We start from the raw sequence: 19139 nt of genomic DNA, 5'->3' as shown, positions 1-19139 counted from the left end.
CTCCTTTCAGGTATAAAAATTAATGTGAATGTGTTTCTTCAGAATTTTTGTCTGAATCAGAATGATTCCCATGATCCATTTTAGAGTGATCCATTTCTTTTTCAGACATGTTCATATCACTATGATCCATGTCGCCCATTTTCATGTGTTCACTGTGTTCCATTGGAGCAGGACTAAATTCTAAGTGTGTAGATGAATAGCTTGAACGACCAACGTGTTCTGCTTTTAATAGTTCATCAAATTTTTCTTTTGTTAATGGTTTTTCCTTTGCTTTTACATCAGAAGCCCATTCGTCAAAGTCTTTTTGTGTCATAGATTGCGCTTCAAATTCCATTTCAGCAAAACCGCGACCGCTAAAGTTAGAGTTACGTCCCATGAATGAACCAACTTCATCTGCAGCAAGGTGAATAGTTGTTAACATGTCACTCATCGCGTATTTTTGTCCTGCTAATTGAGGAATCCAGAAACTTGTGATTGGTCCGAATGAGTAAAGCTTGAACTCAATTGGACGGTCAGTAGGAATGTTTACATAGTTTACAGTTTCAATTCCTTGCTCTGGGTAGCTAAAATGCCATTTCCAGTTAGAGGATGATGCATAAATAACAAGTGGCTCTTTATTGTCATAACCTTCTGGTGTTGTCTCGACTGTACTTGTTGTTCTTACAGTAACAACTGCCAAGAATGCCACTATGATAATAGGGATAACTGTCCATATTATTTCAAGTAGATGACTACCCTCTTCGTGAGGAGGCTCATAATCGGCAGATGCTTTTGAAGCACGATATTTAGTTAGCATAAATGCTAAAAGCACATACACGACTAGTAATATAAAGGCCATTGTAATAATGGATAAAATAATTGTGTCTGATAATGTTTTGGCATTTGGCCCTTTTGGATCAAAGATTGTTAGCGGTTCACAGCCAGCAAGAATTGCAAGAGCACTAAATGCAACAAACATTAAGCTTAACTTTTTCTTCATGTTTGACTCCTTTCTATAAAACGGCTATTCATAAATTTCATGTGTTTATATAATAGATTCGAAATTATAAATAGTGGGTAATACGGTCACCTCTTTTAATTGATGTACCAATCAAATAATCAGAAATACTTACAATGGCATGGTTCATTATGAAACATTGAAATTAGTATTTGATTGGTCTAATGCAAGCGTTCGCAAAATCATTAATCTGTGTAATCGATTTTTAAACAATGTGTCATAATCGATCGACACAAATGTTGTTGTTTGCATATTGGATTATACGCCCCGTTTGAAAGAAAAAAAATTATTTTTTTATATTTTTAATAATAAAATGGGGGAGAATATGAACATTTTTTGAACAAAAATCGTTATTTCAATATTAGTATTTTTGCGTTTAATATAATAAACACTGTTTGAACGTTGAAAACACTGCGTTTCTCAACCTTAACTAAGTAAATAGTTTTTTTTGTGAAAATGTCATTTCACATTTTAGACGTCGTTTTGTAATAATATCGCCGTTATGTTAGGCTGTTGAATGCTTTTTTGTTGCGTTTTTTAAAAAGATACGAACACAAAAAACAGGAATGTGGATATATCAGGATAAACTTTCAATGTAAGGGATGTTTGGTAAGGGGTATTTCGGGAACGACTATAAATTATGTTAATATAATTACTCTCTTCCATATATTGTATTCTCGATATTTTATCCGAAAAGTAAAAAATGCAAACTAAGGGAATCCTTAGTTTGCTAAATTTGGTATGGGAACGAAAATAAATGTTTGAAGCAGAGAGAAAGTGGAATTCATCTTGGTTCGCCGAATTATGCCAGACATTTTATGCGCCAAGTTTTAGCCATTTTGCGACTTGTCCATAGATAGTATTTTGAAGTTTTGGTGCTAGATTATGCATCTTTAAGGCAAAATATAATGTTTTCATTAAATTTAATGTACATGTACGTCCGCTAAAAAAGGCTTCGTTATAACCTTGTGTCACTAAATGCATTTCAAATTTATCAAATACCTGTTCGACAAATTCTATTAATGCTTCTTCGGAGTAGTCACGAGCTAGTAACGCTTCAATTATGTTAACTAAGCGTTCCTCTTCATCGTTGACAAAGACAGTATCTTTCCAAGTAACAAGTTTCAAGGCGTGCAAGATTAAAGGTGCATGCTGTAAATCGAAATTGGGGTGTTTAATTGTCATTGCTGCTAGATCTGCACCATGTGCAATGCTGTGCGCCCACCCTTTATCTTGAACATAACCTCTTGTGTCTTTTTCCAATAATAAAAAGCGGCCGATCTTTTGAAAGAAAATTTGTAGACGATCATCATTTAAAATCAGTAGTTCAGCATCTTTTGCAAGAATACTTGCTACAAGTAAAGCAGAAAACGAACGTGTGAAGACACTATCTGTCATTTCTTCACCTATGTTTAAATATAAGTAATCGTCGTCTATTACTGTATCAAATAAATATTGTAGCTGTTCAGTGCTCAGTAAATTGTCGCTTAGTATATCAATAAAAGTACGATAAATTAATTTGTCTCGTAATTCAGCATCTGGTGAACCGATGTACGTTAACATTTCTTGTAATAACCAATCGCCCTTTTGTAACATAAATTCTTGTCGTTCTGAAGGTGTCATGGTTGAAAATGATTGTAATGCATTTTTGATATTCATCTGTAATTCCCCCGAAATTAAGTTAATTCTCTGTAAGAGCATTCTTTTTCAAGTGTTCCTTGAGGATCACTGGCTTTGTTTTTTAATGCAGAGATCTAGTGAAAATGCTTTTATGGAGCTAGGTCTTTTTATTATAACGCCTCAACTATAAATTTGTTGATTAGTGAAGTTTTCTAGTGATATAGATGTACATTCGCAATGGGAATTCCAGAAACAAGAGAAAGTTGATATGATAGACAAGCAACAAAAAGGGAAAGACTTATTATAGGAGCACAATAAAAGACATACCTATTTAAGTATGTCTCATCCTAGTTACACTATAACGGCTGATTTTATACCGAGCGGCCATTCGGTGAAGGTATTTTGATTGGTTTTTAATTCTACAAGAATATTTGCATTGTGAATGGCTTCGATTAGCCATTCACTATAATAAAGATTCGGTTGGGCGTGCTGTAAGATTCGTTGCATATCTTTTTTGTCGATACTTAGAAGTTTATAGTTGCATTCTATGTGTACACTTTGGGGAATAATAAAGAATGACTCATGTTGGTGTCCAATTGATATGGAGCCAGGAATGTAACCTTGGATACTTATAATATGTGTAATTGCTTCTTGCGTGTATAAATCAATCTTTGTCCGTGTGAGTATTTCAAATTCAATAGGGTAATCCTTCTGATGAGGATTGTCTGCTGTAGAAAACGAAATAACTTTAATTGATAGTGCCTCAAACATAGGAGAGATGCTACTACCAAATTCATTAACTGTATTCATTAATTGCATGTGTTCCACTCCTTGTGAAGAACTTTTTTAGCAATTATGCCACGGCATAATTGCCGCTGTCGCTACGCTTTCGCGCAGATAAACAATGCGTCCGAAATCAGCTTTGTGCTAAGGCCTGCACGCAGGTAAGTTAGTCGTTACCTGAATACCTGTAAACTGTAATATATGAAAGATATTATTAATTATAATACAATTTATTACAAAATATGAAATGCTATAGCGATGAATTTTTAAAAAATAAGTAGGGAGTAAATAAATATTGTCATCGTTGAAAGTTGAAAATGATATCTGTTAAAACGTATACCCTCTAATGAGGATGTTTGGAGTAAAAGAGGGGAGCGTTATAGATGAGCCCTTTAGTAGAGGAATGCACAAAGTTCTGTGATAAAGCTTTTGTGACCAATCCCAAGTTTCTCATCGAAACTCGTGGTAAAGCCCTCGGTCAAATACGGAAATCAACTCTATGATATGAAGATGATTTATATAGGAACTAATAAGTAAAATAGTCGTAAAGAGGTGAGAAAAATGACAAAGCGAAAACGACATGTTATAAAACATGACAATATTGTTGTTTTTCCTGGTGCTGTTCAGACATTAATACGTGAAGGACATATGTATGCGGAAAATTATCAATATGAAGAGGCAGTGGCCAGTTTTGAAAAAGCATTTTTATATGAAGATGGAGACGAAATGGCATTAAGTACCTATGCGTATGCTTTATATGAATTAAAAGCATACGATAAAGTAAAAAATGTTTGTGAGCAATTGTTTGCTATGGGTACGACAATGTATGTGGAAGTAATGGAACTGTATGTTACTGTATGTATGCAGTTAAAGGAATACCATCAAGTAGAGTCGTTAATTTCGACATTAATTGAAGAAAATGTACTTCCGGAAGATCAACTTGAGAAATTTGAACGCTTAAGAAGCTTGAATCAAGAGGTTGCAAGGAATCTCCAAAAAAAAGAGGATGCAAAACGATTGTTAGAAGAGCAAGAGTATGAACTTTCGCAATTTAGTGCTTTAACGGCAAACGAACAATCTATTCGACTGCATCGCTTAATGGAGACGAATGTAAGGCAACTAAAGACAGAGCTGAAAGCTATTATTGAATGTCCAACAATCCATCCGTTTGTTCAGAGCTTAGCATTAATCCTATTAGTGGAACAAGAAGTGTCAATTGAGATTACTGTCTCAAAATTTAATGGAACAAAAATTATTAACCCTATCAATTTAGTCTTACCAAATCAGTTGCCTCAGTATAGGGAAGTAAAAAAAATAGTCGAAAATGAATTAGAGCAAGACCCATCGACGTTGGAAATGGTACAATATTTAATGGCGAAGCATGCCATTGTGACGTATCCGTTTGAATGGCACCCGTATGAAGCTGATGATATTGCCTATAGTTATATTGACTTTGTACAATCTATGCTCGGAAAAGTACAGGAAATGAACTATGAAATCATTGACTTTTTACAAATGTTAGAAAAATTGACGGAACTACATGAAGTATGAAATAAGTTGAAACTATACGCATCTATGTTATACTAAAATGGTTGTCAAAATCGTAGTTACGAATGAATTGTCTAACAATAAACTTGATTATTTATTTGGAGGTATTTATACATGTCAGCAAAATGGGAAAAACAAGAAGGTAATATCGGTACTCTTACAATCGAAGTACCTGCTGCAGAAGTAGACGCAGCAATGGACCAAGCGTTCAAAAAAGTTGTAAAACAAATTAACGTACCAGGTTTCCGTAAAGGGAAAATGCCTCGTAATATGTTTGAACAACGCTTTGGTATCGAATCTTTATACCAAGATGCATTAGAAATCATCGTTCCTGAGTCTTATTCAAAAGCTATCGATGAAGCTGGTATTATGCCAGTAGATTACCCAGAAATTTCTGGTACAGAAAACTTCGCACATGGTAAAGATTTCACATTTACTGCTCAAGTAACAGTGAAACCAGAGCCAAAACTTGGTGATTACAAAGGTTTAGAAGTTACGAAACTTCCAGTAGAAGTTACTGATGAAGAAGTAGAAGCACAAATTCAAGAGCAATTAGCTCGTAAAGCAGAGCTTGAAATTAAAGAAGACGAAGCAATCGTAGAAGGCGATACAGCTGTTATCGACTTTGAAGGTTTCGTAGGTGAAGAAGCGTTTGAAGGTGGCAAAGGTGAAGACTACCCACTAGAAATCGGTTCAGGTTCATTCATCCCTGGCTTTGAAGAGCAACTTGTAGGTATTAAAACTGGTGAATCTAAAGACGTAGTTGTTACTTTCCCAGAAGAATACCATGCAGCTGAATTAGCTGGTAAAGAAGCTACTTTCAAAGTAACTGTAAAAGAAGTTAAAACAAAAGTTCTTCCAGAATTAAATGATGAATTCGCTAAAGAATTAGACCCAGAAGTTGAGGGTGTTGAAGCTTTACGCGCTAAAATCAAAGAGCAAACTGCTGAACAAAAACAAGCTGAATCAAATGCAGCACTTCGTGACGAATTAGTTGAAAAAGCAGCTGAAAATGCTGATTTTGAAGTACCTGCTGGTATGATTAACTCTGAAACTGATCGTATGTTACAAGAATTTGGTCAACGTTTACAAACGCAAGGAATGAACTTAGACCTTTACTATCAATTCTCAGGTCAATCAGAAGAAGATTTACGTGGACAAATGAAAGAAGAAGCAGAAAGCCGTGTACGTGTATCTTTAACACTTGAAGCAATTGCTGAAGCTGAAAAAGTTGAAGCAACTGAAGCTGATATCGATGCTGAATTAGAAAAAATGGCTGCTCAATTTAACATGACAAAAGAGCAAATTACAGGTGCTTTAGGTGGCACAGCAGTTCTTGAAAACGACATTAAAATTCAAAAAACAGTTGAATTTTTAGTAGAAAACGCTAAAATTACTGAATAAGATTTTTTTGTAACTGGATAGAAAAATGAAAACAAGGTACGGCATAAAACCGTGCCTTGTTTTATCACATATTTTGTGTTTAGGTGTAGCTAGATTCCTCGTTAGTTTAGTTTAGTTAATTATAGTATTAATAATACGACTACTTTCACCGCAAAAGTATCCTCCAAAAAGAAGTGCTTTTTTGAAGAGGGGATAGGCAAAGCCTTTACATTTCTCTAATACATAGTATTGTTTGACTTTTCACACGATGCTAAAATTTTACTTTATTCAGCAGAGATAAGGCTTAATTGATTGATGTCTCAATTCTTCCAAATGAGGAACAACGAAATACATCCTCTACTGAATGAAGTTAAGCCTCTGGCGAATGTAATAGATTTTAAAAAGAATCTGTAACTTTAACTTGTACTACCGAGTATAAAAAGTAAGATCACGAGTCAATACCAGCTGACAAGGGTCAGGGAGCTTGACTAAACGTAAGGTCTCTAGTCGCTAGAGCTTTCTGAAGAATCAGTCAGTTACACATTGTGGTAATAAAAGGTATGATTAGCGGGATTCCGGCTCATCCCAAAAGTTGTGGGTAACATTTGTTAAAATGTATGCCATTTATATAAGTCGAAATGGAAATCAACCACACGCTATGGTGATGAGTTGGGATTTATTAAGTTAATGAAATGGAAGCTTTGTGGCAAATATTCATGTTTTTTGTACAATGAATGTCAAAAATCTTGAACTATAAACGCCGTGGTGTAAATGGATGCAGACAATTTATTTGATAATGATTCAATAATCTTGTAAGATTGTTGCTTGAATAGGGGTGAAACATATTGTTCAAATTTAATGATGAAAAAGGCAATTTAAAATGCTCATTCTGTGGGAAACCACAAGAACAGGTACGTAAACTAGTTGCGGGTCCTGGTGTTTATATTTGTGATGAATGTATCGAACTTTGTTCAGAAATCGTTGTAGAGGAACTGGGCGTTGAAGAAGAAATCGAATTCCAAGATATTCCGAAACCGAAAGAAATCTTAACGATTTTAGATGAATATGTAATAGGACAAGATCGTGCTAAAAAAGCTTTAGCAGTTGCGGTTTACAATCACTACAAACGCATTAATACAAATAGTAAGATTGATGATGTAGAATTAGCGAAATCGAACATTGTGTTAATCGGCCCAACTGGTAGCGGTAAAACTTTATTGGCCCAAACATTGGCACGTATATTAAACGTTCCTTTTGCTATTGCGGATGCTACTTCACTAACTGAAGCTGGCTATGTTGGTGAGGACGTTGAGAATATCTTATTAAAATTAATTCAATCAGCAGATTACGATATTGAGCGTGCTGAAAAAGGGATCATCTATATTGATGAAATCGATAAAGTTGCACGTAAATCTGAGAATCCATCCATTACACGTGATGTATCTGGTGAAGGTGTACAACAAGCACTTCTTAAAATTTTAGAAGGCACAGTAGCGAGTGTCCCACCACAGGGTGGTCGTAAGCATCCTCACCAGGAGTTCTTACAAATCGATACTACAAACATCTTATTTATTGTGGGTGGAGCGTTTGATGGAATAGAATCCATTATTAAACGTCGTCAGGGTGAAAAAGTAATTGGCTTCGGTTCAGATCCTAACAAAATTGATATGGATGAAGGCTCAATTATGGCAAAGCTGATTCCTGAGGATTTATTGAAATTTGGTTTAATTCCAGAATTCATCGGTCGATTACCAGTACTTGCAAGCCTAGAGCAATTAAACGAGGCTGCGCTTGTACAAATTTTAACAGAGCCAAAAAATGCACTAGCTAAGCAATATCAAAAAATGCTTGAATTAGATGGTGTTGAGCTTGAGTTTGATGAAGGTGCCCTTTCTGAAATTGCAAAAGAAGCAATTGAGCGGAAAACAGGTGCACGTGGTCTTCGTTCAATTATTGAGTCAACGATGCTTGATGTAATGTACGAACTACCTTCACGTGAAGACGTGAAAAAATGTATCATTACGGCAAAAACAATTACGGATAAAGAAAAACCGAAATTGCTTCTTGAAGATGGCACTGAACTCGATGAAGGTAGCGACACAAAAACTTCAGCATAACGAACAGACGTGGCTGTCTATTGTTATGAGATAAAGAGTAATTTAGCTGACTTCGATTGTGCAATATTCGCACATTCGACAGTCAGCTTTTTATTCATTCATACATAAAGCCAACTGTAATTAGATGAAATTTTTGGCTCAATTGATTAACTAGTGTGAATCAGCTTTTTAGACACATACTAGTAGCGTGGGAGTGAATAAGAAAATTTTGACGGAGGTGAATACCCGCATGGTGACAATACAAAAAACAACAAATGTACCATTATTGCCTTTACGTGGACTTTTAGTATACCCGTCGATGGTGTTACATATTGATGTGGGTAGAAATCGTTCTGTAGCGGCGCTAGAACAAGCGATGTTAGAGGACCAACTAATATTATTAGTAACACAAAAAGAAATGCATGATGAACAGCCTGATGAGCAAGATCTCTATGCAATTGGGACGATGGCATATGTCAAACAGATGCTTAAATTACCAAATGGAACACTGCGTGTTTTAGTAGAAGGTGTAGAGCGTGCAACATGGTCTAACTATCAGGCGTTAGAAAAATATACGGTTGTTGACATCGATGTTAAAGAGGAAACAATCGATAAGGATATTGAAACACAGGCTTTAATGCGTACGTTGTTAACGCATTTTGAAAGATACGCGAAAGCCTCCAATAAGATTACATCTGAAACCATTAGTACTGTGGCAGACATTGAAGAGCCAAGTCGTTTAGCGGACATTATTGCTTCACACTTGCCATTCAAGATTGCAGATAAACAAGAAGTATTGGAAATGCTCAGTGTAAAAAAGCGTTTAGACCATTTAATTATTCGTTTGCATGACGAACAAGAAGTACTTGATCTTGAGAAGAAAATTAATACAAAAGTTAAGCAATCCATGGAGCGTACTCAAAAAGAATATTATTTACGTGAACAAATGAAAGCTATTCAAACTGAGCTAGGGGACCGTGAGGGGAAAACTGGCGAAGTCGCTGAATTACGTAAACGTATTGACGAAACAGGAATGCCTGAATCCACGAAAGAAGTAGTGCTTAAAGAGTTGGATCGCTATGAGAAGCTACCAGCAGCTAGTGCGGAGAGTGGCGTCATCCGAAACTATATTGATTGGATTGTAGCACTACCATGGACGAATGCGACTGAAGATCGCATGAATATCGCACATGCAGAGGATATTTTAAATCGTGATCATGATGGATTAGAAAAAGTGAAAGAACGTATATTAGAATATTTAGCTGTACGTCAATTGAAAGAATCATTACGTGGACCCATATTATGTTTGGCCGGACCTCCAGGTGTAGGTAAAACTTCATTAGCACGATCTATTGCAGAAAGCTTGGATCGCAAATTTATCCGTATTTCATTAGGTGGGGTACGTGATGAATCAGAAATTCGTGGTCATCGTCGTACGTATGTTGGGGCAATGCCAGGGCGTATTATTCAAGGGATGAAAAAGGCAGGGACAATTAATCCTGTGTTCCTTCTAGATGAAATTGATAAAATGTCTAATGACTTCAGGGGAGATCCGGCAGCAGCGATGCTTGAAGTTTTAGATCCGGCTCAAAATAATACATTTAGTGATCATTACATCGAAGAATCTTATGATTTATCAAATGTATTATTTATAGCAACTGCCAATGATTTAAGTGCAATTCCTGGACCGTTACTAGATCGTATGGAAGTAATTTCGATTGCTGGCTATACAGAAATTGAAAAAGAGCAAATTACGAAAAATCATTTAATACCAAAACAGTTAAAAGAGCATGGCTTGAAAAAAACACAAGTTATTATTAAAGACGAAGCAGTAATGGATATCATCCGTTATTATACTCGTGAAGCAGGTGTTCGCGGACTAGAGCGTCAAATCGCAACCCTGTGTCGTAAAATCGCTAAGATTATTGTTTCTGGTGAGAAAAAACGGGTAACAGTAAGCTCGAAATCGTTAGAGGAATTACTCGGTAAACATCGTTTCCGATATGGACAAGCCGAAGAGGAAAATCAAATCGGTGTAGCTACTGGGCTTGCTTATACAACTGTGGGTGGTGATACATTACAAATTGAGGTATCATTAACACCTGGTAAAGGAAAATTGCAGCTAACTGGGAAGTTAGGAGATGTCATGAAGGAATCTGCCCAAACCGCCTTATCGTATGTCCGCTCAAAAATGGAAGAGCTAAAAGTGGATGCAGAATACTTTGAAACACATGATATTCATATTCACGTTCCTGAAGGAGCAGTGCCGAAAGATGGACCTTCCGCAGGTATTACAATGGCAACCGCAATTGTTTCCGCAATTTTACACCGTCCAATACGCCGTGAGGTCGGCATGACGGGTGAAATTACTTTACGTGGACGTGTACTGCCAATTGGGGGCTTAAAGGAAAAAACACTCAGTGCGCATCGAGCAGGCTTAACGACAATTATTTGTCCGAAAGATAATGAGCGTGATATTGAGGATATTCCTGAAAGTGTACGCGAACAACTAACATTTAAACTAGTGTCATCGGCTGATGAAGTATTAGCCATTGCACTGGACGGAGGTATTTAAGAAAATGAAAGTCCATAACGTCGAAATGGTCATAAGTGCTGTAAGACCAGACCAATATCCAGAAGATGGACTGCCAGAATTTGCACTAGCCGGTCGTTCAAATGTGGGGAAATCCTCATTTATTAACCGAATGATCGGTCGTAAAGCTTTAGCACGTATATCTTCTAAGCCCGGAAAAACACAAACGCTTAATTTTTACAAAATTGAAGAGCAATTGTTTTTTGTAGATGTTCCTGGTTATGGTTATGCAAAGGTTTCAAAAACTGAGCGTGAAGCATGGGGGAAAATGATTGAGCGTTACATCACAGGGCGCAATGAATTAAAGGCAGTCGTACAAATTGTTGATTTACGTCATCCTCCTACAGCTGATGACCGCATGATGTATGATTTTTTAAAGCATTACAATATTCCTTGTATTGTCATTGCAACAAAGGCAGATAAAATCCCAAAAGGTAAATGGGATAAGCATAAAAAAGTTGTGAAAGAAACGCTGGATATGGAAAAAAATGATCCTCTTATTGTCTTTTCTTCAGAAAAAGGAATTGGCTTTGAAGAAGCTTGGCGTACTATCGAAAATAAAATGTAATAAGAAAACATCTATTGCGTCTAATACTTAGGACAGTAGATGTTTTTTTTATTAAAATGGATGGAATTGCTTGATGAATGAAACAACTGACCGATAAATTAAATAGGAGGTGGACTAAATGGATATCGCAGCTTTATCTATGGCAATGAATCAAGCAACTTTAATGCAAAATGTATCTCTAGCTGTAACGAAACAGGCAATGGAGATGCAACAGCAAAATACAGAACAATTAGTTGACATGTTAGATGCTCCACATCCAACAGCTGGACATACAATTGACGTTCAAGTTTGATGAAGGAAGGTAGCTTGAAATTAGAAGCTACCTCTATCTTTGTGTCTAGTGGTAGATTTAAAAAGGAATTAAAAGCACTAAAATGTATCTTTTTGAATAGGAAAAACTACCAATAGTACGATATACTATATATTAATAAAATTTTTCTAGGAGGTGGGATTTGTTGAAGAAGATTCCATACATACTAATGATTTTGTTACTAGCGGTTCTCGGGTTTTCATCAAATCAAACGGCACATGCTGCCCAAATGGTGACTGGAACTTTTGTGGATGTAACATATTCAGAATATGAAAATTCAAATGGAGTAATAGAAAAAAAGCTTAATAAAATTACTTTGGAAAATGATAGCGGACGTCAAATTACATACAATATAAATAATAATGCCCGCCTGTATATTAATAATACAGAGACTACAATCGAAGGCTTTAAGATGGGGATGAAAGTAGAAGCGGACATTTCCCTTCGAAGTGTTGTTGAGCTTCGAGGTACTTCTAATTCTATAAAAGAAACAGAATCTCCAACGGTTGCCCAAAATACTAAAACACTTGCCGGTGTAGTGACTAGTATCGATCCAAATGGACTATTCATTATGCTGAAGTCGGATTTTGGAAAAGAAACAACCTACTATATAAATAAAGATACAAGCTATCAAAAAAACTCCTCTGCAGTCGATATTAGCGCACTATATGTAGGGGATCGTGTTAAGCTTAGCCTTAAAAATCGAAACACATCCATTGTCACGAAAATCGAAATTAGTGACACAGGTACATTAGTTGAAAACCTATATAAAGGTGAGATACAAACGGTTAATGCCAATGCAAATAAATTAACTGTAAAAAACCAACATGCTTTTATCAATTGGCAATTTGGTTCTGATACAACAAAGGCTTTATCAACGATGGATTTTTCATCGAAGGTTCCGGTATATGTTGGAAACACAAAAATTAATAAAGATCAGTTGAAAAATTACGTTGGCAGTGAAGCATATTATGCAACAGTTAAACAATTTGGCAAAGAAGTGATTGAAAAGATTGTTGTATTGAAAAACAACGAGCGAACTTATTATGAGCCTATGCTTTCTGTGGATACTAAATATCAATTATTAAAACTTAAATCTGCAGGGACAATATATTTCCACGATGGAACTATCTTAATTCGAAATGGTCGTTTAATCGAACCTACTGGCCTATTAGCTTATGGTACAGCTTTTGTTATTTCGGACGGTGCTGCACGTGATCATTATGCCCAAGTTGTGCAAGTAACAAGTGATAGTTTTATGTCACCAAACTTAGCAGATCATGAGTTATATTATGGACGCTTATCACAAGCAGATGGCTATTTAATCGAAATTGATGATGCGATGAAGATTGAGTCAAATGTCTTCAAGAAAACTGAGCGTACTGTACTATCTGTTAGTAATTCAACGAAAGCAATAGTAGATGATGGTAACAAAACATACAGTGTCATTCCTGATATTGAACTTCATTTATATGAAGGTCAATATGGATACTTCTATGTGAAGGATGGACATGTACAGGCCCTTCATATTCTTCATAAAGCGAAGCCTGTTGCACCATTAATGTTAACAGGTAAACTACAGTCAGTTAAATCGAAATTCCCAGCTGTAATCAATGTGAAGAGTGTTAGCCAATGGCAAAATGGGCGTTGGTATGAAGCTGGTGAAATGATTGATATGAATATTGACCAAGCAACAATTATTAAAGCAGGTAAAGTTATTCAAGCATCTGATTTACAACCTTCTGATCGTTTAGTAGTATTATCCGATCGTTTTGTCAAAGCTCATTTAATATTAGTTGATTAATAAAATGAGAGTCTTCTGCGAGTATATTTACGATGAAGGTATTCAGCTTAAGTGAATCTTTAGCGCTTACTTATGATGAAAAACTTTGTCCCTATATGAGTAGAAGGCGATTGGGTGTTAACCTTGAAATCTTTAGGTGTGTTGATTAGGTTCATCACCAAAAGTTGTGGATGACTTTTGTTAAACGTCTCCTATGTAAATAAGTTGATCTTCGTTACGGCTGGGTGACCCTTGGGGATTAGCAATAGAGGAACGAAGGCTAAAAGTATCACGTCCTGTGATAACGCCTTCGTGACCAACATCCTGTTGCCCCGACGCCCCCAGGAAGCTCTGCTCTGCGCGAAAGCGAAGCGTCAGCGGCAAATGCTTTAACTGTGCGAAAGCGAAGCGACAGCAACAAATGTTTTATCTGTGCGAAAGCGAAGCGACAGCAACAAATGCTTTAACTGTGCGAAAGCGAAGCGTCAGCAACAAATGTTTTAACTGTGCGAAAGCGAAGCGACAGCAACAAATGCTTTAACTGTGCGAAAGCGAAGCGTCAGCAACAAATGTTTTAACTGTGCGAAAGCGAAGCGTCAGCAACAAATGTTTTAACTGTGCGAAAGCGAAGCGCCTAGCTGGACCGGAAATCAACACACCTTTTGGTGATGATCGGTTAAGTAGGAAAAATTGGCATTATTTGTTACGAGTGTTCCTATCACTTTGCTTACATCAACACGCCTGCTTATTTTGTAATCTTAAAGAAATAATTGATAGCTCCAAATGCGGATATGCATGGAATGAAAGAGAGGAACAGAAAAAGAATGCGAAAACATTTATCTAAAATAATGTTAGTGGTTCTTGCTGTATGTATTATTGGAGCTACTATCCCGGAAAATGCATCAGCTTCTTCATTAGAAACAACGGGTGCTGTAAAAAATGAATATACATACGAGGAAGCTGTTTTCATTACAGGAACACCTATTATATTTAAAGGCACAAGTAGAGACATTAAAATTACACAAAAAGAATCTAAAGGAAAATTAACTGAAACATATAGTATGAAGCTAACAGCAAGTAACGGTGCTACATTGACACGAAATATTGCCTATGAATCAGATGTTGTAGATTATGCTACGATTGGTCAAAAAACATCGAATGGTGTTGTGAAAAAGTATACAGAGAAAATTGTAGTTGGGAAAACTACTTATACATTGGTTGATTATCAATTTTCACAAGGGACTGTAACGGACAATCGTGTAGCCTCTGATTATTTCTCAGGAAATGTGATTTCGAGAAAAACGTATTCTTATCAATCTGGGACTGGAAAAAATGCAGTCCAAAATACCGTGACTATTGATACTGATAGTCGTCATGCTGGCTATGAAAATTTCTGGGGAGCGACAGAAACACAAATTACAGAAGCTGTTTATACTTATAGCGATGGTAAGACAAGCCATGTGAAAAATCGTTTATCTACAAGTAAATCACGTGTACTGAACTATGAAGAAAACCTAGGGACTTTAGGGAGCTTTGATGGTGGATATGCGGTAGTAAGTGAAAAGGATGTTATTTCTGAATATACGTATGATTTAGCCTCTGGACAAAAAGGTATTCTTGACTTAGATACAGAATACATGCCGACAATTGAACGTTTAATCATTCCTAAGTTCCGTGATTTATCAAATCATTATGCGAAACAAGCTATTGAAAAATTATACTCTTTAGGTATTTACTCTGATGCAAGTAATTTCTTCTCACCAAATACCCCTATGAAGCGTATTGACTTTTCAACATCGATTGGTAAGGCAGTTGACTTACGTGTTATGGCAGAACCGAAAACGAAAAAACCGCAAACTACTACAAGTATTTTTAAAGATATAAAGCGTACAGTAAAAGATTATGCCTATATTGAGTCTGCGGTTCATAAAGGAATTATTAAAGGTGTATCACCAGAGTATTTCAAACCTGATAATCCAATTACAAGAGCACAAGCCGCAACGATTTATGTGCGTGCCTTAGGGCTTGAGAATAAGGCGCCAGATCCGGGCTATATAACAAAGTTTAAGGATGATGCGCAAATTCCAACTTACGCAAGAGACGGTATTTACATTGTAAATGAGTTAGGTTTAATGACGGGTGACCCTGCAGGTCGATTTAATCCAAATCAACCATTAACGCGTGCAGAAGCATCAGTAGTGTTAGAACGTTTTTTGAATTATTTAGAAGGTGACTTAAAACAAAACTATCGAGATGACATATTGTTCTTTAATTAAAGAAAGGACTGAACAATAAATGACGTATGCTAAAAAAGCATTTCTATCCCTACTATGTATCGTACTAGTCCTGATGACAGCAACTCCAGCTGTAACTCAGGCAGCTACGACAATTAAGGATGTACCAACTAATAATAGTAAATTCAAAGCTATTTCATGGGCAGTCGATAATGACTTACTCTCATTAAATAGCGCTAATAACTTTTTACCTAATGAACAGTTAACTGAGCGAGAGCTTGTTGTCATGTTTGCAAAACTTGATCGAAACTATGCATTAACATATGACGACAGTGTAGCTTATAACTTCTATAGTGATTTTTATTTACCGTTTAATGGTACCTATACAACAGCCAATCGTTCAAAAGCTATTACACGTGGACAATTTGCACGTATATATGCTGCCTTTAGAGGTTTAGATTTAGATGAGCCTCAGGCGGTTCAGTATTTATACACGAATGATATTTCAACAGGAGGCACTGGTAAAAAGACATTTGCTGATTTCCAACCTTCTACAAAACTAACTCGTGGAGATAGTGCTGAATTATTATACCGCAGTGTACAAAACGGCAACTTTGCTGTACTAGGATTAAAACGTACGGCAGCAGGCCGTGATAACGACAAAATTACATTACCTCCGGGCTTCATGGGCTCAAGCAACACAGAATTTGAAGAACCAAAGGATAATAACAACGATTTTACTGGACCAGAGTATGTTAATAATGCTCTACAAAGTATTGATGTTGAAAAACCAGATTTAATCGCAAATGACCAAGATTCAACGCTCATTACTGTATCTTTAAAAGCTTGTAATGGTGATCCAATACCTGATGATAAATCTTATACATTCCGTGTAACCTCATCATATGGTGCAAAAATCGTTGACACATCTGGTGAAGCTGTTCGAAATGTACAATCAGATGGTTCTACTGTCTCTGCAATTGTTATAGCACCAAAATTAACAAAATCTGTCCGTGATACAATTTCATTTGAGCTTATTAACAACACAGATCCTGGTATGAAATGTCTTGTAGGTGAAAAACTGAATGCACATGTCCGTTACTCACCTCAGCCGGAGATGCGCATTGATTATCAAGTGTATGATCCAACAAATACGGATGATGAAAATGGAAATGTAACACCTCCATATGTACCGTATGAAAAATTACCAGAGTTCTTTACAGAAAATATTGTGGACGTCCATTGGATTGAGAGAGAAGAAAAGCTATTTAGTATTGGACAGCAAACAAATGTAACAAATGCTCTAGGAAATGTTGAAAATAAGTACTTACAATATGGTGGCAGTGATAAAAAATACCCTGCATTAGGCTATGAAAATGCCATTTTACAGTTTGAAAACTATAATATCTCAGTTTGGCTGTTCGAAGAAATTATTGAAAAACGCTTGAAGGATTCGGTTAATGATACGATTGAAATTATGTATATGATTTCAGATGATGGGCGTCCAATTTATCGTATTCAAGGAATTGATGATGCGATTGCCTCGCAGGTTGAGAACATTAACCCAGTCGGTGCTATTATTCAACTTATGGGTTATTTGCCAGATGAAAAAAAACTGACGCTCGAGCATTATGATAGTGTCATGAAAATTTATGCTATTTTCACAGGCTTGAGTAACTACGATCGAACAGTATTATTAAAATACCAAGGTGGTAAATTACTAGGTCAAGTAGAAGCCTATAAAAAACGAGTGGAAGCATTAAAGGAAAGTGCAGAAGCGGCATCGAGACCATCTGGTAAAGATCGTTATACAAAAGTAATGGTTACATTAGTGAGACCAGGTGGAGAAATTATTACTGACTATCAAGGAACAGTAAAAATTAAATTTGATGGTGTTGAGAAAACAGCTTCATTTGTTACGAATACTTCGGATTACTTGAATAATACAGGAAGCCCAGGGACGGCCGTTGCGTACTTTGACTCCGTTATTTATGGGAAATCAAAAGCTGAAGCAACATTAGTAAATAAAATAGATCCTCGTTATGCAACAATATTGAAGGATCTAAAAGATAAAACATTTACAAAAGAAATTTTTACAAATCCTTACTTTAGTAAAAATTCTTGTTCTTTAGCAACAGAAGTCGCTTATGTAGTTGATTACTCTGCTTCGATGAAAGCTTCTGACCAATCAAATTACCGTGGTAAAAAAATGATGGAAGTCATCGATCAAATTAAGGCAAAAAATAATATTGTAATTGAAACAAATACAAAAGCTACTGTTCTTGGAGAGGGCACTACAGACAATGTGTTGAAAAAAGATCTGTATAAAGCATCGAAAGAGAAAGGTGCCACAGATATTTTTGCAGGTATTGAACTCGCACTGTCTAAATTCTCAAATGACTCAAAAACGTCGAAATCTATCATTGTCATATCAGATGGTAAAACAAGTAAATCTAAGATGACAAAAGTGTTGAACGATGCGAAAAATAAAGGGGTTAAGGTTTACACTGTAAGTATGGGTAAAAAATCACAAGTCAATGATGCAATTTTAACGCAATTGGCTGCTGAAACTGGTGGTATTTATTACCACGCAATCGATAACTTACAATTACATCAAGTTTTCCAAAAAATTATTGATTCAATTTTATGTAAAACTTCGCCTTCAAGTTGTGTGAATCCTGAAGATTTATTTGAAGAAGCGACAGTAACCCTACGCAAAGGCAATATTACAATGAATGCAAGGATTGATGGTAATTGTTCAAATGTTGCAAAGGTTAATGTACGATTCCCTTCTTTAAGTGGAGATGTGCAATTTGAATTGAATAAGCGTAGTGATAATGTCTACATGCTAACAAAAACAGTGCAAACAATGCAGGACTTCAAAGTTAATAATGAGATTGAATTTGTAGCTTATGATAAAGACGGTAAAATTATAGCTACTAAAACTGTGACAATCACAAATTAATAGTTAAAAGTCATTTTAAGCTGAACTAATTCTAACAATTAGTTCAGCTTTTTAGATTTTAGATATTTATTTTATAGCATTTACCATAACGTGTGGTTGATTTTCGTTCCGGCTGGGCGCTTTGTTGCTGACGCTACGCTTTCGCACAGATAAAACATTTGTTGCTGCCGCTTCGCTTTCGCACAGTTAAAACATTTGCCGCTGACGCTACGCTTTCGCGCAGAGCAGAGCTTCCTGGGTGCGTCGGGGCAACAGGATG

The 19139-nt window shown here is 36.2% G+C and carries 12 protein-coding genes; 9 read left to right on the top strand and 3 right to left on the bottom strand.

The features are described 5' to 3' along the window. Nucleotides 1-19: 19 nt before the first annotated feature. From qoxA to ACQKMI_RS02490, 3 genes are all read right to left on the bottom strand, one after another. Nucleotides 20-979, bottom strand: coding sequence for a cytochrome aa3 quinol oxidase subunit II (gene qoxA, locus ACQKMI_RS02500; RefSeq protein WP_427487043.1), 960 nt, complete (start codon nt 977-979; stop codon nt 20-22). An 834-nt stretch (nt 980-1813) separates the two neighbouring features. Further along, a complete protein-coding gene (locus ACQKMI_RS02495) occupies nt 1814-2656 on the bottom strand; it encodes a DUF2785 domain-containing protein (protein WP_427487042.1) in 843 nt (280 codons plus the stop codon). Between the two features lie 312 nt (nt 2657-2968). After that, a complete protein-coding gene (locus ACQKMI_RS02490) occupies nt 2969-3436 on the bottom strand; it encodes a hypothetical protein (RefSeq protein WP_427487041.1) in 468 nt (155 codons plus the stop codon). Between the two features lie 525 nt (nt 3437-3961). On the opposite strand from ACQKMI_RS02490, the gene ACQKMI_RS02485 reads away from it, so the two are divergent. The 9 genes from ACQKMI_RS02485 to ACQKMI_RS02445 all read left to right on the top strand — a co-directional run bounded on the left by ACQKMI_RS02485 (nt 3962) and on the right by ACQKMI_RS02445 (nt 18880). Then, nucleotides 3962-4951, top strand: a complete 990-nt coding sequence (locus ACQKMI_RS02485; protein WP_427487040.1) for a hypothetical protein — start codon at nt 3962-3964, stop codon at nt 4949-4951. A 111-nt stretch (nt 4952-5062) separates the two neighbouring features. After that, a complete protein-coding gene (gene tig / locus ACQKMI_RS02480) occupies nt 5063-6352 on the top strand; it encodes a trigger factor (protein ID WP_427487039.1) in 1290 nt (429 codons plus the stop codon). 824 nt (nt 6353-7176) lie between these two features. Continuing rightward, on the top strand, nt 7177-8448 hold the full coding sequence (clpX, locus tag ACQKMI_RS02475) for an ATP-dependent protease ATP-binding subunit ClpX (protein WP_323647644.1): 1272 nt from the start codon (nt 7177-7179) through the stop codon (nt 8446-8448). Nucleotides 8449-8677: 229 nt separating this feature from the next. After that, nucleotides 8678-11002 (top strand): endopeptidase La, encoded by a 2325-nt coding sequence (lon, locus tag ACQKMI_RS02470; protein ID WP_427487038.1) that lies wholly within the window; start codon nt 8678-8680, stop codon nt 11000-11002. Between the two features lie 4 nt (nt 11003-11006). Next, nucleotides 11007-11588 carry a ribosome biogenesis GTP-binding protein YihA/YsxC gene (yihA, locus tag ACQKMI_RS02465; RefSeq protein WP_249072773.1) on the top strand — a complete coding sequence of 194 codons (582 nt, stop codon included), beginning with the start codon at nt 11007-11009 and terminating at the stop codon, nt 11586-11588. Between the two features lie 118 nt (nt 11589-11706). Then, nucleotides 11707-11880, top strand: coding sequence for a YjfB family protein (locus ACQKMI_RS02460; RefSeq protein WP_427487037.1), 174 nt, complete (start codon nt 11707-11709; stop codon nt 11878-11880). Nucleotides 11881-12043: 163 nt separating this feature from the next. Further along, nucleotides 12044-13702, top strand: a complete 1659-nt coding sequence (locus ACQKMI_RS02455; protein WP_427487036.1) for a hypothetical protein — start codon at nt 12044-12046, stop codon at nt 13700-13702. Between the two features lie 803 nt (nt 13703-14505). Further along, complete coding sequence (locus tag ACQKMI_RS02450; RefSeq protein ID WP_427487035.1) at nt 14506-15957, top strand: S-layer homology domain-containing protein; 1452 nt, start codon at nt 14506-14508, stop codon at nt 15955-15957. 19 nt (nt 15958-15976) lie between these two features. Then, nucleotides 15977-18880, top strand: coding sequence for a vWA domain-containing protein (locus ACQKMI_RS02445; RefSeq protein WP_427487034.1), 2904 nt, complete (start codon nt 15977-15979; stop codon nt 18878-18880). Nucleotides 18881-19139 lie beyond the last annotated feature (259 nt).

The sequence above is a fragment of the Lysinibacillus sp. NPDC097214 genome (assembly GCF_050277945.1).
In the GTDB taxonomy this organism is placed as follows: Bacteria; Bacillota; Bacilli; order Bacillales_A; family Planococcaceae; genus Lysinibacillus; species Lysinibacillus xylanilyticus_B.
The sequence above is the reverse complement of the archived record's forward strand: the minus strand, read 5'-3'. Positions and strand labels throughout refer to the sequence as shown.

Bases quoted from the DNA above. Each gene is read 5' to 3' on its own strand.
- ACQKMI_RS02490 (WP_427487041.1), bottom strand. From the start codon at position 3,436: ATGCAATTAATGAATACAGTTAATGAATTTGGTAGTAGCATCTCTCCT.
- ACQKMI_RS02450 (WP_427487035.1), top strand. From the start codon at position 14,506: ATGCGAAAACATTTATCTAAAATAATGTTAGTGGTTCTTGCTGTATGT.
- ACQKMI_RS02485 (WP_427487040.1), top strand. From the start codon at position 3,962: ATGACAAAGCGAAAACGACATGTTATAAAACATGACAATATTGTTGTT.
- ACQKMI_RS02445 (WP_427487034.1), top strand. From the start codon at position 15,977: ATGACGTATGCTAAAAAAGCATTTCTATCCCTACTATGTATCGTACTA.
- lon (WP_427487038.1), top strand. From the start codon at position 8,678: ATGGTGACAATACAAAAAACAACAAATGTACCATTATTGCCTTTACGT.
- yihA (WP_249072773.1), top strand. From the start codon at position 11,007: ATGAAAGTCCATAACGTCGAAATGGTCATAAGTGCTGTAAGACCAGAC.
- ACQKMI_RS02460 (WP_427487037.1), top strand. From the start codon at position 11,707: ATGGATATCGCAGCTTTATCTATGGCAATGAATCAAGCAACTTTAATG.
- tig (WP_427487039.1), top strand. From the start codon at position 5,063: ATGTCAGCAAAATGGGAAAAACAAGAAGGTAATATCGGTACTCTTACA.
- ACQKMI_RS02495 (WP_427487042.1), bottom strand. From the start codon at position 2,656: ATGAATATCAAAAATGCATTACAATCATTTTCAACCATGACACCTTCA.
- qoxA (WP_427487043.1), bottom strand. From the start codon at position 979: ATGAAGAAAAAGTTAAGCTTAATGTTTGTTGCATTTAGTGCTCTTGCA.